Origin of the sequence: Bacillus sp. 2D03, from assembly GCF_003946765.1 — a bacterium.
Classification (GTDB): Bacteria; Bacillota; Bacilli; order Bacillales; family Bacillaceae_G; genus Bacillus_A; species Bacillus_A cereus.
In genome coordinates, this window is sequence record NZ_RPSJ01000012.1 from 123,877 (window position 1) to 138,787 (window position 14,911).

Consider the following 14,911-nt stretch of genomic DNA (forward strand, 5'->3'; position numbering starts at 1 on the left):
TTTTATCAGAAAAGTTTTAATTTTATATAGAAAATGTAATCGCTTTCGTGTATATTTTTATTATCAGAAAATTTTAACAAGATATAGGGGTATTGGTAGGGGGAGGATTTAGATGCAGCAACCAACGAATGAGAAATTACATCGCACGATGAAGAGTAGACATTTATTTATGATCGCACTTGGTGGTGTAATCGGAACTGGTTTTTTCTTAGGTTCAGGTTACACTATTAATCAGGCTGGACCAGGGGGAGCCATCCTTTCATATTTAGTAGGCGGATTTATTATGTATTTAACAATGCTTTGTCTTGGAGAGTTAACGGTAGCGATGCCGGTTTCAGGATCTTTCCAAAAGTATGCAACGAAGTTTATTGGACCAGGAACGGGCTTTATGATTGGCTGGTTATACTGGCTTGGCTGGGCAGTAACAGTGGGTCTAGAATTAACGTCAATAGGTTTAATGATGAAAAGATGGTTTCCAAATGTTGATGTTTGGGTATGGTGCCTTGTATTCGGTGTTATTTTATATGCTTCAAACGCAATTTCAGCAAAAAGTTATGCTGAATTAGAATTTTGGTTTTCTAGTATTAAAGTAATTACAATCCTTGCATTTGTCGTTCTTGGTGGTAGTGCATTATTAGGATTTATATCATATGACGGAAAAGAAGCAGCACCTCTTTTCTCTAACTTTGTAAGCGATGGTGGACTTTTCCCGAATGGACTAGCTGCCGTACTACTTACAATGATTACAGTTAACTTCTCATTCCAAGGAACAGAGTTAATCGGAATTGCAGCGGGAGAAAGTGAAAATCCAGAAAAAACAATTCCACGTGCGATCCGTAATACAGTATGGCGCATTATGTTATTCTTCATTTTAACAATGACAATTTTAGTAGGATTAATTTCTTGGAAAGAAGCAGGCGTAATTGAAAGTCCATTCGTAGTCGTATTTGATAAAATTGGTATTCCATACGCAGCTGATATTATGAACTTCGTTATTATTACTGCGTTACTATCTGTAGCGAACTCTGGATTATATGCAGCGACGCGTATACTATGGTCACTTGCAAATGAGGGAATGGCACCAACTTCCTTCCAGAAAGTAAATAAGCGTGGTATTCCAATTACAGCGCTAGTCGTAACGATTGCGGTAGCTGGATTATCTCTATTCACAAGTTTCCTTGCAGAAGATACAGTATACATGTATTTATTATCGATAGCTGGTTTATCGGCTGTTTCAAGTTGGATCATTATTGCTCTATCGCAACTTCGCTTTAGAAGTCAGTATATAAAAGGTGGAGGAAAGTTAGAGGACTTAAAGTATAGAACACCACTATACCCGATTGTTCCAATTTTAGCTTTAATTACAAATAGCATTGTTGTTATTAGTTTAGCGTTTATTCCTGAACAAAGAATGGCGTTATACTGTGGTATTCCATTTATCATTTTCTGCTATATATATTATTATATTAGTAAGAAACGGCAGAAACCGATGAAAGTGGAGATGGAAAAAACAAATGAAACTAACAATCAAACACGATGATATAGAAGCAGATTTATTGTATGGTCAATTAGCGATTGGAAAAGAAAACGGTTATTCACCGTTACAATTACTCGTTTCTTCTATCGCAGGGTGTAGTGCAATTGTTTTTCGAACGATTTTAGAAAAGAAACGTATTCCATACGATACGTTTACAATCGAAACTGAAATTGGTAGAAGTGAAGCGTTATCGAAGCCAGTTGAAAGTGTTCATTTGCACTATAAAATTAAAGCGGAAAACATTACAGAAGAGCAGCTGGACAAGGCGCTGCAACTTGCAGTGAAAAATTGTACGATTGTTCAATCTGTAAAAGATAGTATAAAGGTTACGGAAACAATTGAACTAATAAAATGAAACATAAAAACGTGAGAATACGGCTCTCACGTTTTTATGTTTTTAATAAAGGGGGAAATATGATGGAATGTTTAGGGTGTAAATTAGCAGGCGGAGAGGAAATTATATATAAAATATATGAAGATGATTATGTAACTTGCTTTTTAGATCAGCGCCTTTCTACCCAGGTCATACTTTAATTGTGCCAAAGCAGCATGTTGTAGAAGTAGATGAATTAAATGATGTTGTAGCAAAATCCGTTATGGATGCTTCTAAGCTTATTGCAAAAGCGATTAAGATAGTATATAAGCCTGACGGAGTTACAGTTTGTCAAAATGGTGGAGTATTTAACGAGTTAACACATTATCATATGCATGTCGTACCAAGATATAAAGAGCGTTCGTTTGCTGAGTTTTATATGGTACAACCAGGAGAAAAGCAGAATCATAACTTGGAAGAGACACAGAATTTGTTAAAAGAAGCGATAGAGCATATGCTGCTTACTGAAAAGGCGTAGCGGTCAGGAAAATTCTAATATTAAAAAGCCCAGTTTCTCAGTTAAAATAGAGAAATTGGGCTTTTGTTTATTTTGTTATTAAATTTTATTTATAAACAGATTTTGTGGTGTCACAAAGTATATCGCTCATTCGTTATATAGAGTGAGAGGAGGAATTATATGAAAGTTACAAACAACGATTATGAAAAGATGGAAGAGCTATACGAATTGTACGAGCAAAAAATTTATTACGTAGCTTATTCTATTTTAAATAATATTCAGCAGGCAGAAGATGCAGTTCAAGAGACGTTTATTACTCTTTATAAGAATTTGGAAAAGCTCCATAACTTGGCTACTCAAGAGCTTAAACGTTACATTTTGAGGATTGCGAAAAACAAGGCGATTGATAGTTACCGGAAAAACAAACGACATGAAACATTTTTAGAAGAATATGAAAGAGAATCTGTAGAAGCAGTAGATGAAAATATTGAAGAGTGGGAAAAACGTAAAATGTCTGAGGTTCAAATTGATGCATTGCTAAAAGAGTTAAACGAATCTAATAGACAGGTGTTTAAGTACAAAGTCTTCTATAACTTAACGTATCAAGAAATTTCAAGTATCATGGGGATAACCGAGGCAAATGTCCGCAAGCAGTTTGAACGCGCTCGAAAACGAGTCCAAAATATGATAGGAGGTATACAACATGACGAATTCAAAGAACTCCAAAGAAATATATGAACTTGCTGAAAAAATTGCTTTAGATGATTTTGATAAACTTGAAGAACAACATGAATTTTCACATACATATACGCGCAAAAAGAAATTGTTTATGGAGGAAATGAAGCCGCAAGATGGACAACCGCTGAAAAAGCGTAAAAGACATCGTATGTTAATCGCTGCTGCTTGCTTATTGATCGGCATGCCGACAACCGTTTTTGGAGCAGTAAAGGTCTATAATATGATCGTTCAAAAACAAAATTATGAAGTAAATGTTTCAGTAACAAATAAGGACTCGAAAAAGGCTGATAAGTGGTATAAGCTGAAAATCGATAAATTACCAGAAAATATGGAAGCAATTGATGACTCTGCTATGAAATATTCCTTTAAAGATAATGACGCAAAGGGGGGATTTTCATTCGCTCTTCGGAGAGTAGGGGAGAATACAGATTTTCAAACGCTGTACTCTAAAAGTTATGAAGAAAAAGAAATAAACGGTAGGAAAGCAGTAATTGTCCATAAAGAAACAGGAAACAACAATGTAATGTTTGACAGAAAGGTCTTTCTCTTTTTTGAGAAAGAAGGGATTATGTTAGAAAGTTATATTGGAACCGATGTAAACGAAGAACAAATGATGGATGTGTTAGGGAGTATTTCACTTGAGCCTACGTCAAAAGAAAAGGCATCATATATAGTAGATTATGATGAAAATCGTTTTAGCAAAGCAGATGAACCTAAAGAAACTAAGGTTATTCCTTTGAAAAAAGATAGTAAACGACTATTTCATATAGGACAAAAGGTTCCAGTAACGATATCTATGGATAACAGCCAAATTGAATATGTGATAGAAAAAGTTGAAGTTTTTGATTCAATCAAAGATTTTAAACAAGAGAACTTTAATGAACTTGGCCTAGAGATATTAAGCAAGAATAAGGCTTTAGATCAGACGGGAAAATTACTATCATACAGACGAGATGAATATAAATTAGGGAATGGTAAAGATTCAATTGATACATTAGTAGATTCGAAATTAGTTAATGTTAAATTTGTCTACTTAACAACAAAAGTGAAAAATATTGGCAAAAAGTCGACAGAAGAAATCTATATGCATCCATCCATAAAACAGCTTAAATTTGAAGGGAATGCATGGAAATACGCTAAAGAAGAGGGAATGGACGCAACGCGTATTATGACAGGTGAAGTTGATTATTTAGAACCTCACGGAGATGGAAAAAGTTTTTACAATATTGGCAGTATCACACCAGGACAAACGATGAAAGTTAACTTAGGTTATTTTGTAGATGAGGATAAACTAGATTCAATCTTCCTTGATGCTTTCCATTACAGAGGGAATGGTGGCACTGAAAATATGAATGCGGAATATCGTTGGTGGATTGATATTCGTCAATAGTAACAAAGAGACTAAAAAGCTGCTTATATTTAGCAGCTTTTTTCGTCTTCATACATATGTAAAACTTCTTTTGCACGCATACGTAAACCATCTATCAATTCTATCGGTTCTAAAACTTTTGCATCTTTTCCGAGTCTATAAAATAAAGGGGTAATAAAATTGATTTCTCCTTTATCAATTGTTGAATGTATATATCCTGTCCCGTTTTCGTTTGTTACAACGAATTCTTCAAGGTAAGGCACGCTTTTACATTGGCGTACGCCTTCTGTTGACAGTAAAACATGTAACTGAGTAGGATTATGTACTACGTGAGAGTTAGAGGCAAACCACTCTTCTAAATTCATGAATGTATCTTCATTTTCTTCCGTTGATAATATAGAAAGAATACGATCGACGCGATACAGTAATGTTTTTTCTACATTAAAATCATAAGCAGGTAAATACCATAAACCATCATGCGCATATACACCGATAGGATGAACGTGTTTTGTTTTGATCCTTGATTTAGATTCGTATTGAAAGTGTAAATTTTTATTTTCAATAGCCGCTGTTAACACTTCGTTTAAAAGTGGTGTCTCAATTGTTCTTTTCGGATTCCAAAAGGCGATATAAGAACGTATTTTGTCAACTTTAGCTTTCGCATCATGTTGTAGGGAGCTATATAGTTTATGTGTAACGGAATTTATTTCTGTGTTAAAAGGCAAGTCTCTGTAGTAGCTTAAAGATTGAAAGGCAAAAAAGATGGAGACTGCTTCTTCTTCGGTAAATAAAATAGGTGGAATTACTCTATTCGTTAATACTTTATATCCTCCGTTGCGACCTTGTTCAGCGTAAATGGGTAATCCCATATCACTTAAATCTAAAATGTATCTATGGACAGTACGAACAGAAATATTAAATTCATCGGCTATTTCTTGAGCTGTAAATGCTTTTTTCGCAGAAGCAAATATAAGAATATCTAATAAGCGTTTAGCTTTTGACAAATGTATCACCTTTTTCTTTTTAACATGACATAAATTGTCGTGTTTTATTGTTAGTATATTGTTTACATCATAATGTTATCAAGATGAGGTATAAGGAGGAAAAAATATGTCACGTGAAATAGTTTTATTTATTGCGGCGAGCTTAGATGGATATATTGCGAAAGAAGATGATGATTTACAGTGGTTAATGGAAACCGAAGGAGAGGGAGATAACGGTTATACAGAAATGTACGAAACGATTGATACAATAATTATGGGAAAAAGAACGTATGATTATGTAGTAGAGCATATAGAACCATTCCCGTATTTAGATAAAAAATGTTATGTTTTTTCTAACTCAGAAAAAGGTTCAAACGAACACGTGGAGTTTGTAAATGAAGATGTAGTGGAGTTTACAAAAAGGTTGAAAGAGCAAGAAGGATCTAAAATATGGATGGTCGGTGGAGGGAGTCTCTTAAGAGAGTTCTTTAAGAATAATCTAATTGATGAATATGTTGTTACGATTACACCTCACATATTAGGTTCTGGAGTTCCGTTATTTCAAGACAAGAACCCGGAAATTAATTTAACTTTAACGGATACGAAACGTTTTGGGCAATTTGTAAATTTATATTATAAAGTAAAGTGATAAAAAAACACGACTATTGATGATAGTCGTGTTTCTTTATGGATGGTAATGAAACTATAAAGCAAGACCCGTAATCGACTTCGCTCGTTACAGTAATATTTCCGCCGTGTAGTTCTACAATTTCTTTTACGATAGATAGTCCTAAACCAGTTCCGCCTGTAGATCGTGATCTCGCTTTATCGACACGGTAAAAGCGGTCGAAAATGTGAGGGAGATCTTCAGGAGGAATACCTTCGCCTTCATCTTCAATTGTAATGGAAATACTTTTATGTTCTTCTGTAACAGAAATGTTTATATGAGAATGTTCTTTTGAATGTCTATAAGCGTTATTTAAAATGTTCACCACAACTTGTTCAAATCGTTGTTCATCTAAGTTTACTAGCAGTGTAGGAGGACAAGAGAAAGAAACTTTAATGTATCTTTCTTTATATATGGCATTTACTTTTTCGGCTATGCGAGTTAGGAAGGTGTGTAAATGTACTTCCTTTACTTGAATAGAAAAGTTATGTTGTTCCATTTGTGCAAGTGAAAATAAATCTTGAACTAAGTTTGTAATGTAATCAGACTCATCTTTTATAATTGATAAATATCGCAAACGTTGTTCAGAAGGGGTGCTTTCTTTTGAAGCAATGTCAGCATAACCTCTTACGTATGTTAACGGTGTTCGTAATTCGTGAGCAACACTTGCTAGAAATTCACTTCGCTCTGTTTTCATATAATGTAAATCATTTGCGAGCGTTTGAATAGATGATGCTAGTTCACCAATTTCATCATTTCGAGTAGTCGTTAATGAAACGGACAAATCGCCTTTACTCATTTTTTCAGTTGCATGTTTCATGTGTAACAATGGTTTTGTTAATAAACGTGATAATAGGAAAATTGTGATGACTGTGAGTAGAAACGTGATGGCGCCAGCAATAATGAATTGTTTCGTTAATCCATTTACCAACTTTTCAATGGATTCTGTTCCAAGAAACATATACACATACCCTTCATGTTTTCCAGCTACTATGATAGGACTAACTGTACATATATAATTAGATGTTTTCCAATGATTTTCTATAATCGCTCCGTTATGGTCTGTTCGAGTCTGCATGCTACTAATGTGATTTTTTATAGTCGTGTTTATTTCGTTAGATTTAGCTAGCACTTCTTTATTTGTATTTGTAATAACGACAGTTGTTTCAGCTTCAGATTCCATTAATGCTACGTGAGAGATGGTTTGCTCATCGTAATATTTTTCAAGTACATCTCGATGACTATTTCCTCGCTTTAATAAAGCTGTCATTTCTTCATTTACTCTAGTGTTTACGAGACTATAATAGAGCAAAATAAAGAGAACACTTTCAATTAAAAGTGTAACAATTAAAAAATAAAACCCGAATTGAATTGAAATTCGTTTCATCGTTTTGCCCCTTACTGTTCAGTATCAACCCATCGATAACCTACTCCATACACGGTTTTTAAATGATGATCAATAGGGAAATTTGCTTTTCGCAATTTATCACGTAAATTACGAATATGCGAATCGACTGTGCGATCTTCTGTATTTGTGTTTAATCCCCAAATTCGTTCGATGAGCTGATCACGGTTTAATACGTAGTTCACATGGCGTAAAAATAATCCGAGTAAAGAAAATTCAATTGGTGTGAGAAGGAGTTCTTCACTATGGACAGAAACGAAGTGTTTTGTTTCATCCCATACAATACCGTGATATTGGATTTGTTTATGTTCATTTGTACGTCTTAAAACGGCTTCAATTCTTGCGAAAAGTTCTTCTTCATGGAAAGGTTTCATTACGTAATCATCGGCTCCAAGTTTTAATCCTTGAACGACATCTACTGTTTGATCACGAGCTGTAACCATAATAATAGGAATGTTACTAAAAGATCGGATTTTTTTGCACGTTTCCCATCCGTCCATCTTTGGCATCATAATATCGAGTAAAACAAATTTAAAGTTTCGATTTTCTATATGTAAAATAGCTTCTTCTCCTGAAGTCGCACATACGCAGTTATATCCAATTGGGGTAAGATAAAGCGTTAATAATTCAAGCATTCTCGGTTCATCGTCTACGAGCAGTATATCAATCATAGAGAGCCCTCCATATTTATAATCGTTACTTAAAGTGTAATGCAAAATCATGAAGAAATGGTGCAGATTATGATGCGTCTGCATAATTTCTTCAGAATTGCTTGTTATTGTGGAGTTGAAATTACATTTTAGGTAATCATATTGGCTCAAAAATGATTAATACGGAGGCGGTATAGTGAAAAAAATGACCCGAATTTTTGGGATAACAATAATTACAGCAGTTGGTCTTGCTGCATGCGGACAAACGAATACAGACCATAAAAACCATGAATCTACAAAAGAGAAGAAAACAGAGCAAAAGGAAATGAAAATGAATCAGGAGGTAACGGCGCCAAAAGAAATGAACGAAGGTGCATTGAATGATTTATTAACGACAAGTCTAAAAAATGTGACGAGGTTAAATACAAATGACCCCCTAAAAATGGCAGTATTAACTTCGCAAACGATATGGCCAGCAACTCATAAGGAGAACCAGCCAGGTGCTGTTATTTTAGTACCAGCAAGCGAGTGGCAATTAGGTATTGCGAGTGCAGACCTTATTCATCATCCGAATAACGGGCCGATTTTATTTATAGAAAAAGAAAAGATACCGGAAATGACGTTAAAAGAAATAAAACGATTAAATCCAATCGGAACGAAAGATGGGACACAAATTATGGTGATGGGGGATGTAGGTACTAGCGCGCTTGAACAATTAAAAGGTTATAAAGTAAAACAAATAAAAGAAATGGACCCAGCTATATTTGCGAAGGATGTTGATAAGGAGTATGCCGACATAACAGGAAGCTACCCAAGTAGTGTTATTATTGGTTCGTCTGCAGAAGAAGGACGTTTATATACAACACCCGCTGTAAATTGGATTTCTCATATGCCGGAACCACTACTCTATACAGAAAAGAATAAAGTGCCAGAAGCGACAATAGAGGCATTAAAAATGAGAAAAGATAAAGCAAATATATATGTATTAGGGCCAGAAAAAATTGTTTCAAAAGAAGTGGAAAAAGAGCTGAGCAAATACGGGAAAGTAACGCGTATTAGTGGAGAGACCCCTACAGAAAACTCGATTGCGTTCGCTAAATTTAAAGATGAAAAAACAAAATTTGGCTGGGGATTCACAAAACCTGGTCACGGTTTATCATTTGTTTCAAGTAAAACACCAGATTTAGCAGTTGCTGGGGCACCTTTTTCACATATGGGTAAACACGCACCTGTTGTATTATTAGAAGAAGGTAAAGCTTCACAACCAGTGTATGACTTCCTTGCAAGCATTCAGCCGAAGTTTAAAGATGATCCAACACTTGGACCATATAATCATGGCTTCTTATTAGGAAGTACGAGTGATATTTCATTTGAAACACAAGGAATACTAGATGAGAGGTTAGAAATTGTTCAGGAAAGTGGTCAAGGACACGGTGGACATTAATGAAATGAGAAAAGACGCTACTGATATAGCGTCTTTTTTTATTTTTCTCGACAAAATATGACAAAAAAGTTGTAACTGTTTCTGTTATGATAGTTTCGGAAATCTTACATTTTACATAATCGGAGGAAAAAGAATGTATAAAAAATTGGGTACTATTGCTTTAACAGGTGCACTTGCTTTTAGTTTAGCTGCTTGTGGTGAAACTGAAGTTAAAGAAGTGAGTAAAAACGATGCTCCTAAACAGGCTGAAAAGAAAGATAAAAAGGAAAAAGCTGAAAGCAAGATTTATAAAATTGGAGATACGGTAGAAGTTAATGGTCTACAGCTTACTTTCAGTTCAGCTAAATTCGTTGAGCCTAACGAATACATAAAAGCTGAAAAAGGGAAAGTACTAGAAATCGCTTTTAACGCTAAAAATAATGGCAAAAAAGATATATATTTTGGAACTTCTGAGTTGAAAATTGCTGATACTAACGGCAACCAATTCAAAGAGTACTTTGGTGGGGAAAATACGTTTATAAACGAAAATATTGCGCCAGGTAACCAAATTACAAACAAAATGTTATTTGATGTACCAGAAGGCGATAAGTTTGTTGGTACATTTAAACCTACATTTACATTTGACGAGAAATCAGTGAAATTTGAATTTGAAGTTGCTAAATAAGGAGAGATTGAAATGAAAAGAACAGCTGAATTTGTATTAGGTCTTATTGGAGGTATTTTTGGTATTATTTGTGCATTTATTGCTTTGTTGATCGGCGGTATGGGAGCTGCTTTTGAAGCTGATGGAGCAAATACTGTTATTGGTTTAGGTTGGGGAGCTGTGGCTCTATCAATCTTAGGGATTGTTGGATCTGTTATGGTAAGAAGTAAAGCGAAGGTTGGCGGTATTATGATGACTGTGGCTGCTATCGGTGGATTTATTTGTATTTCTATAATTTACTTATTACCAGGCGTATTATTATTAATCGGTGGGTTAATGGGTATATTCCGGAAGGATAAAGCAACTGTATCTGCATAAAATGAGCACTCGAAAGAGTGCTCTTACTATTTTCATTAAATTAGCATAAACTCCTCTAATCCAAAACTATCCAAACTAAACCTCATATATGAAGTGGAAATATCTATAGAACTTTAAATGAATTCCCTTGGTAGCTAATATCTTGATCCTTGGATTATTCAATTAAATGAACTAAATTACATGTGCATTTTTCATCCATCCATCCATCCAAACAAAGTTCTCTTCATTTGACATACTGTAGAATCCTAAATCATTGTACGTTAAATCAACAATAGGTGATAGTATATTTAAAGTTTCCTAAAAAAGAAGCTACGAAGGTAACATCTTTTTAGGAAACTTTTACATAGTAAAAAATCTTCTACTCGTTATATAATAGCTTTCGTGCAGTCGGCTGATTTTCTTATGGAGAAAATCAAATGATAAAGGAGTAGAGGAGTGGTATTTTGTTTCAAACGATAAAAAATGATTGGTTTTCTAATGTGAGAGGGGACGTGTTATCAGGAATTGTCGTTGCTTTAGCATTAATTCCTGAAGCGATAGCCTTCTCTGTTATCGCTGGTGTGGATCCGACCGTTGGGTTATACGCAGCCTTTTGTATTGCAGTTACCATTTCATTTGTTGGCGGAAGAACTGGGATGATTTCAGCTGCAACAGGTGCAATGGCATTATTAATGGTGACGCTCGTTAAAGATCATGGTTTGCAATATTTATTTGCTACAACAATATTAACAGGTATTGTCCAAATTATTTTTGGCGTGTTCAAACTGAGCTCATTTATGAAGTTTGTTCCGAAATCTGTTATGAGTGGTTTTTTAAATTCACTTGGAATTTTAGTTTTTACAGCGCAATTGCCACATTTTAAAAATGCAACTTGGCAAATGTATGCACTCGTTGTATTAGGACTTGCAATTATATATTTATTTCCACGTATTACAACGGCTGTACCTTCTACGCTTATTTCAATTATTATTGTGACGAGTATTGCACTTATGAGCGGACTACAGTTGAAAACAGTAGGAGATATGGGAAGCTTGCCTAAAGAATTACCATTCTTTAGCATTCCTGACGTGCCTTTTACAGTTGAGACATTAGGGATTATTTTACCGTATGCAGTTATGCTTGCAATTATCGGTTTACTAGAATCATTATTAACAGCTTCAGTTTTAGATGATATGACGCATACGGAAAGTAATAAGCATAAAGAGGCACGCGGTCAAGGGATCGCAAACATTGTTGCTGGTTTCTTCGGAGGAATGGCAGGTTGTGCAATGATCGGTCAATCTGTTATTAATATTAAATCAGGTGGACGAGGTCGCCTATCAACATTTGTAGCGGGCGGATTTTTAATCGTATTACTATTTGTTTTAGGAGATTATGTCGTTCATATTCCGATGGCAGCTTTAGTTGCAGTTATGATTATGGTTTCAATCGGAACGTTTGATTGGAACTCTGTAACAACAATTCATAAAGTACCAAAAGGAAACGCATTTGTTATGATTGTAACAGTTGTGATTGTCTTAATTACACATAATTTAGCATTAGGTGTAATTATCGGAACAGTAATTAGTGCGGTTTTATTTGCATTCAATATGGCAAAGATTCACGTGAAACATTTATATATTGAAAATAAGAAAATATACGAAATTCACGGTCAACTTTTTTTTGCATCTACAGCCGACTTTATAAATAATTTTTCATTTAATGAAGATGTAAAAGAAATCGAAATGAACTTTACTCATGCGCACGTATGGGATGATTCGGCAGTGGCATCAATTGATAAAGTTATCATGAAGTATGAACAAAGTGGTGTGAAAGTAAGTATAACAGGATTAAATGAACGTAGTTCAAAACTTGTTGCAAATTTAGCTACTTATAATAAAAGAATTGCTAGTTAAAAGCCTCCTTTTTAGGGGGCTTTATTATATAATACGAATAGGATAACGAAAAGGGGATTCAGCATATGTACAAACAAATTATATTAGCATGTGACGGTTCTGAACATGCACTTCGAGCAGCGGAGCATGCAACATATATTGCGAAATGTAGCGAAGAAACAAATGTTGAAGTTGTGTACGTAGTAGATAATAGAACGGCAAAATCAGATATTATACAAGGTCAAACAGATTTAGAAACAATATCGGCTAGTCGAAAAGATAAATTAAAAGAGATTGAAGGTTTATTAAAGAAAGAGAACATTTCTTATACAATTACGATATTACATGGTGATCCTGGAGATACAATTGTTCAATATGTAAATACAGGAGATATAGATCTTGTCATTGCTGGAAGTAGAGGGCTCAATACACTGCAAGAAATGGTGCTGGGAAGTGTAAGTCATAAAATAGCAAAGCGTGTGAAATGTCCAGTGATGATTATAAAATGAAATAGAACGTAACGAAGACCTTAGTATAACTGAGGTCTTTTTTTATGTATAAATGACTCTTATTTGTGGAAATACTAGATATATAAGTTGAAAAGATGTTAACTTACAAATTTGTAAGTTAGTTGTTAGAGAAATCGATGTTATGAAATTTTTCCCATTGGTAAAATAAAAGTATCAAAGGGGAGATAGGGAGGATGGAAGCAATGAAATCATTTCAAAATTTGTCATATAGCCAAGGTGTCAGTCTTATTTGTTTAGGGGGATTTGCTGCATCTGTTACGTTAGCTGTTTTAATAAAGGTGTTTCATCAAATCTTTTAATCTTATAGTAGGGAAGGAATTGGTTGTTATCATTAGTAGGAACAGCAATGAAAATAAAAAATAGCTCTTAGCATGTATGTAAATGCTAAGAGCTATTTTTATGCTTGTTATATATTATTTAAGCTTGCTTTTGTTTTACTGACCCTGTATTTAAAGTAAGAGCAAGGAAGAACATTGCAAGTACGCAAGATGCAAGTAATAAGATGAATCCGCCATCCCATCCGAATGCATCTACGATAAAGCCCATAGCTGCACTAGCAAAAGCAGCTCCGCCTAAGTAACCGAAGAATCCAGTTAAGCCTGCTGCAGTTCCAGCAGCTTTCTTTGGTGCTAAGTCTAGAGCGTGTAGACCAATTAACATAACCGGTCCGTAAATTAAAAATCCAATTGCGACAAGTGCGATACTATCAACCATTGGATTACCAGGAGGGTTTAACCAGTAAACAAGAACTGCGATAAATACACCAACCATAAATAGAATACCAGCAGGTGCACGACGTCCTTTAAAGAGTTTATCACTCATCCATCCGCAAAGAAGTGTACCTGGAATACCAGCCCATTCATATAGAGCGTAAGCAGTACGTGAGCTACTATGAGTAAAGCTTTTTTCTTCTACTAAATAAGTAGGAGCCCAGTCTACAACGCCGTAACGTACGAAATATACGAAAACGTTCGCAATAGCGATGTACCATAAAAACTTATTGTTTAATACGTATTTAAATAAAATTTCCTTTACTGAAAGCTCGCGTTCGCGATCTTTTACTTTTTCATCTGGTGGATATTCTCCAGTATGTTCTTCAATAGAAGGTAGTCCACAAGATTGAGGTGTATCTTTCATCGTAATTAATACATAAATACCAACTAAAATTGAAAGAATACCTGGGAAGTAAAAAATACTTTTCCAGTCATCTGCGAAGAAGTATAAGCCTAATGTTACAAGTGAAGGCATAAGCGCTCCGCCAACATTATGAGCGACGTTCCAAATAGACATTTTTGTACCACGTTCGCTAATAGAGAACCAGTGAACCATCGTACGACCACAAGGAGGCCATCCCATACCTTGTACCCATCCATTTAAAAACTGAAGTACAAACATAAGTATAATGCTCGTTGTAATGAAAGAAAATGAGCCGAAAATAATATTAATGATACCTGATAAAAATAGCCCAGCTGCTAAAAAGTAGCGAGGATTACAACGATCGGATACGATACCCATAAGAAATTTACTTAATCCGTAAGCGATAGAAACTGCTGAAAGGATAACCCCAAGTTCCCCTTTACTAAAGCCTTGCTCGATTAAGTATGGCATTGCTAGTGAAAAGTTTTTTCGAACAAAGTAGTAACCTGCATAACCGATGAAGATACCTAAGAATACTTGTAAACGTAATTTACGGTATTCGCTATCAACGCGATCAGCTGGTAAGCGTTCCGCGTGGGGCGCAGGTTTAAATAATTGTGTGAAAAACATAAAATGAAAATCCTCCCCTAATTAATTCGAAGCGTTTTAAGACAGAGAACATAAAAAGGCCATGAAATATAAAAAAGTTTCCTTTTTTATGATTCA

15 protein-coding genes and 1 pseudogene are annotated in these 14,911 nt (G+C 34.9%); 12 read left to right on the forward strand and 4 right to left on the reverse strand.

Going from position 1 to position 14,911, the window contains the following annotated elements; genetic code table 11:
- Nucleotides 1-112 precede the first annotated feature (112 nt).
- From EBQ15_RS23815 to EBQ15_RS23835, 5 genes and pseudogenes are all read left to right on the forward strand, one after another.
- Nucleotides 113-1,540, forward strand: a complete 1,428-nt coding sequence (locus EBQ15_RS23815) for an amino acid permease (RefSeq protein WP_001187097.1) — start codon at nt 113-115, stop codon at nt 1,538-1,540.
- Complete coding sequence (locus tag EBQ15_RS23820; protein WP_000778817.1) at nt 1,515-1,892, forward strand: OsmC family protein; 378 nt, start codon at nt 1,515-1,517, stop codon at nt 1,890-1,892. The genes EBQ15_RS23815 and EBQ15_RS23820 overlap by 26 nt, the downstream gene beginning before the upstream one ends.
- A gap of 62 nt (nt 1,893-1,954) precedes the next feature.
- Nucleotides 1,955-2,388, forward strand: a pseudogene (locus tag EBQ15_RS23825) (HIT family protein).
- Nucleotides 2,389-2,547: 159 nt separating this feature from the next.
- On the forward strand, nt 2,548-3,105 hold the full coding sequence (locus EBQ15_RS23830) for an RNA polymerase sigma factor (RefSeq protein WP_000869263.1): 558 nt from the start codon (nt 2,548-2,550) through the stop codon (nt 3,103-3,105).
- On the forward strand, nt 3,071-4,495 hold the full coding sequence (locus EBQ15_RS23835; protein ID WP_000185111.1) for a DUF4367 domain-containing protein: 1,425 nt from the start codon (nt 3,071-3,073) through the stop codon (nt 4,493-4,495). The genes EBQ15_RS23830 and EBQ15_RS23835 overlap by 35 nt, the downstream gene beginning before the upstream one ends.
- A 29-nt stretch (nt 4,496-4,524) precedes the next feature.
- On the opposite strand, the gene EBQ15_RS23840 is transcribed toward EBQ15_RS23835, so the two are convergent.
- A complete protein-coding gene (locus EBQ15_RS23840; protein ID WP_457809868.1) occupies nt 4,525-5,487 on the reverse strand; it encodes a helix-turn-helix transcriptional regulator in 963 nt (320 codons plus the stop codon).
- 97 nt (nt 5,488-5,584) lie between these two features.
- Here EBQ15_RS23840 and EBQ15_RS23845 point away from each other — a divergent pair, with 97 nt between their 5' ends.
- A complete protein-coding gene (locus EBQ15_RS23845) occupies nt 5,585-6,106 on the forward strand; it encodes a dihydrofolate reductase family protein (protein ID WP_000085766.1) in 522 nt (173 codons plus the stop codon).
- A gap of 13 nt (nt 6,107-6,119) precedes the next feature.
- On the opposite strand, the gene EBQ15_RS23850 is transcribed toward EBQ15_RS23845, so the two are convergent.
- Both EBQ15_RS23850 and EBQ15_RS23855 read right to left on the reverse strand, forming a co-directional pair.
- Nucleotides 6,120-7,511: a sensor histidine kinase gene (locus EBQ15_RS23850; RefSeq protein WP_000822531.1), complete on the reverse strand. Its 1,392-nt coding sequence runs from the start codon at nt 7,509-7,511 to the stop codon at nt 6,120-6,122.
- 11 nt (nt 7,512-7,522) lie between these two features.
- Nucleotides 7,523-8,200, reverse strand: coding sequence for a response regulator transcription factor (locus EBQ15_RS23855; RefSeq protein WP_000565478.1), 678 nt, complete (start codon nt 8,198-8,200; stop codon nt 7,523-7,525).
- A gap of 175 nt (nt 8,201-8,375) precedes the next feature.
- On the opposite strand from EBQ15_RS23855, the gene EBQ15_RS23860 reads away from it, so the two are divergent.
- The 6 genes from EBQ15_RS23860 to EBQ15_RS23885 all read left to right on the forward strand — a co-directional run bounded on the left by EBQ15_RS23860 (nt 8,376) and on the right by EBQ15_RS23885 (nt 13,347).
- Nucleotides 8,376-9,623, forward strand: coding sequence for a cell wall-binding repeat-containing protein (locus EBQ15_RS23860; protein ID WP_000738862.1), 1,248 nt, complete (start codon nt 8,376-8,378; stop codon nt 9,621-9,623).
- Between the two features lie 133 nt (nt 9,624-9,756).
- Entirely contained in the window at nt 9,757-10,287 is a 531-nt protein-coding gene (locus tag EBQ15_RS23865; RefSeq protein WP_000277055.1) for a DUF4352 domain-containing protein, read from the forward strand.
- A gap of 12 nt (nt 10,288-10,299) precedes the next feature.
- Entirely contained in the window at nt 10,300-10,644 is a 345-nt protein-coding gene (locus EBQ15_RS23870; RefSeq protein WP_000831280.1) for a DUF4064 domain-containing protein, read from the forward strand.
- A gap of 443 nt (nt 10,645-11,087) precedes the next feature.
- Entirely contained in the window at nt 11,088-12,539 is a 1,452-nt protein-coding gene (locus EBQ15_RS23875) for a SulP family inorganic anion transporter (RefSeq protein ID WP_000487914.1), read from the forward strand.
- Nucleotides 12,540-12,604: 65 nt separating this feature from the next.
- Entirely contained in the window at nt 12,605-13,027 is a 423-nt protein-coding gene (locus EBQ15_RS23880) for a universal stress protein (protein WP_000277998.1), read from the forward strand.
- Nucleotides 13,028-13,230: 203 nt separating this feature from the next.
- The gene (locus EBQ15_RS23885; RefSeq protein ID WP_000834733.1) at nt 13,231-13,347 is read left to right on the forward strand and encodes a DUF4027 family protein; all 117 of its coding nucleotides are present in this window, start codon (nt 13,231-13,233) and stop codon (nt 13,345-13,347) included.
- 118 nt (nt 13,348-13,465) lie between these two features.
- Here the strand turns inward: EBQ15_RS23885 and glpT are convergent, their stop codons facing one another.
- Complete coding sequence (gene glpT / locus EBQ15_RS23890) at nt 13,466-14,815, reverse strand: glycerol-3-phosphate transporter (protein WP_000466384.1); 1,350 nt, start codon at nt 14,813-14,815, stop codon at nt 13,466-13,468.
- Nucleotides 14,816-14,911: the final 96 nt, after the last annotated feature.

Bases quoted from the DNA above. Each gene is read 5' to 3' on its own strand.
- EBQ15_RS23815 (WP_001187097.1), top strand. From the start codon at position 113: ATGCAGCAACCAACGAATGAGAAATTACATCGCACGATGAAGAGTAGA.
- EBQ15_RS23820 (WP_000778817.1), top strand. From the start codon at position 1,515: ATGAAACTAACAATCAAACACGATGATATAGAAGCAGATTTATTGTAT.
- EBQ15_RS23830 (WP_000869263.1), top strand. From the start codon at position 2,548: ATGAAAGTTACAAACAACGATTATGAAAAGATGGAAGAGCTATACGAA.
- EBQ15_RS23835 (WP_000185111.1), top strand. From the start codon at position 3,071: ATGACGAATTCAAAGAACTCCAAAGAAATATATGAACTTGCTGAAAAA.
- EBQ15_RS23845 (WP_000085766.1), top strand. From the start codon at position 5,585: ATGTCACGTGAAATAGTTTTATTTATTGCGGCGAGCTTAGATGGATAT.
- EBQ15_RS23850 (WP_000822531.1), bottom strand. From the start codon at position 7,511: ATGAAACGAATTTCAATTCAATTCGGGTTTTATTTTTTAATTGTTACA.
- EBQ15_RS23855 (WP_000565478.1), bottom strand. From the start codon at position 8,200: ATGATTGATATACTGCTCGTAGACGATGAACCGAGAATGCTTGAATTA.
- EBQ15_RS23865 (WP_000277055.1), top strand. From the start codon at position 9,757: ATGTATAAAAAATTGGGTACTATTGCTTTAACAGGTGCACTTGCTTTT.
- EBQ15_RS23870 (WP_000831280.1), top strand. From the start codon at position 10,300: ATGAAAAGAACAGCTGAATTTGTATTAGGTCTTATTGGAGGTATTTTT.
- EBQ15_RS23880 (WP_000277998.1), top strand. From the start codon at position 12,605: ATGTACAAACAAATTATATTAGCATGTGACGGTTCTGAACATGCACTT.
- EBQ15_RS23885 (WP_000834733.1), top strand. From the start codon at position 13,231: ATGAAATCATTTCAAAATTTGTCATATAGCCAAGGTGTCAGTCTTATT.
- glpT (WP_000466384.1), bottom strand. From the start codon at position 14,815: ATGTTTTTCACACAATTATTTAAACCTGCGCCCCACGCGGAACGCTTA.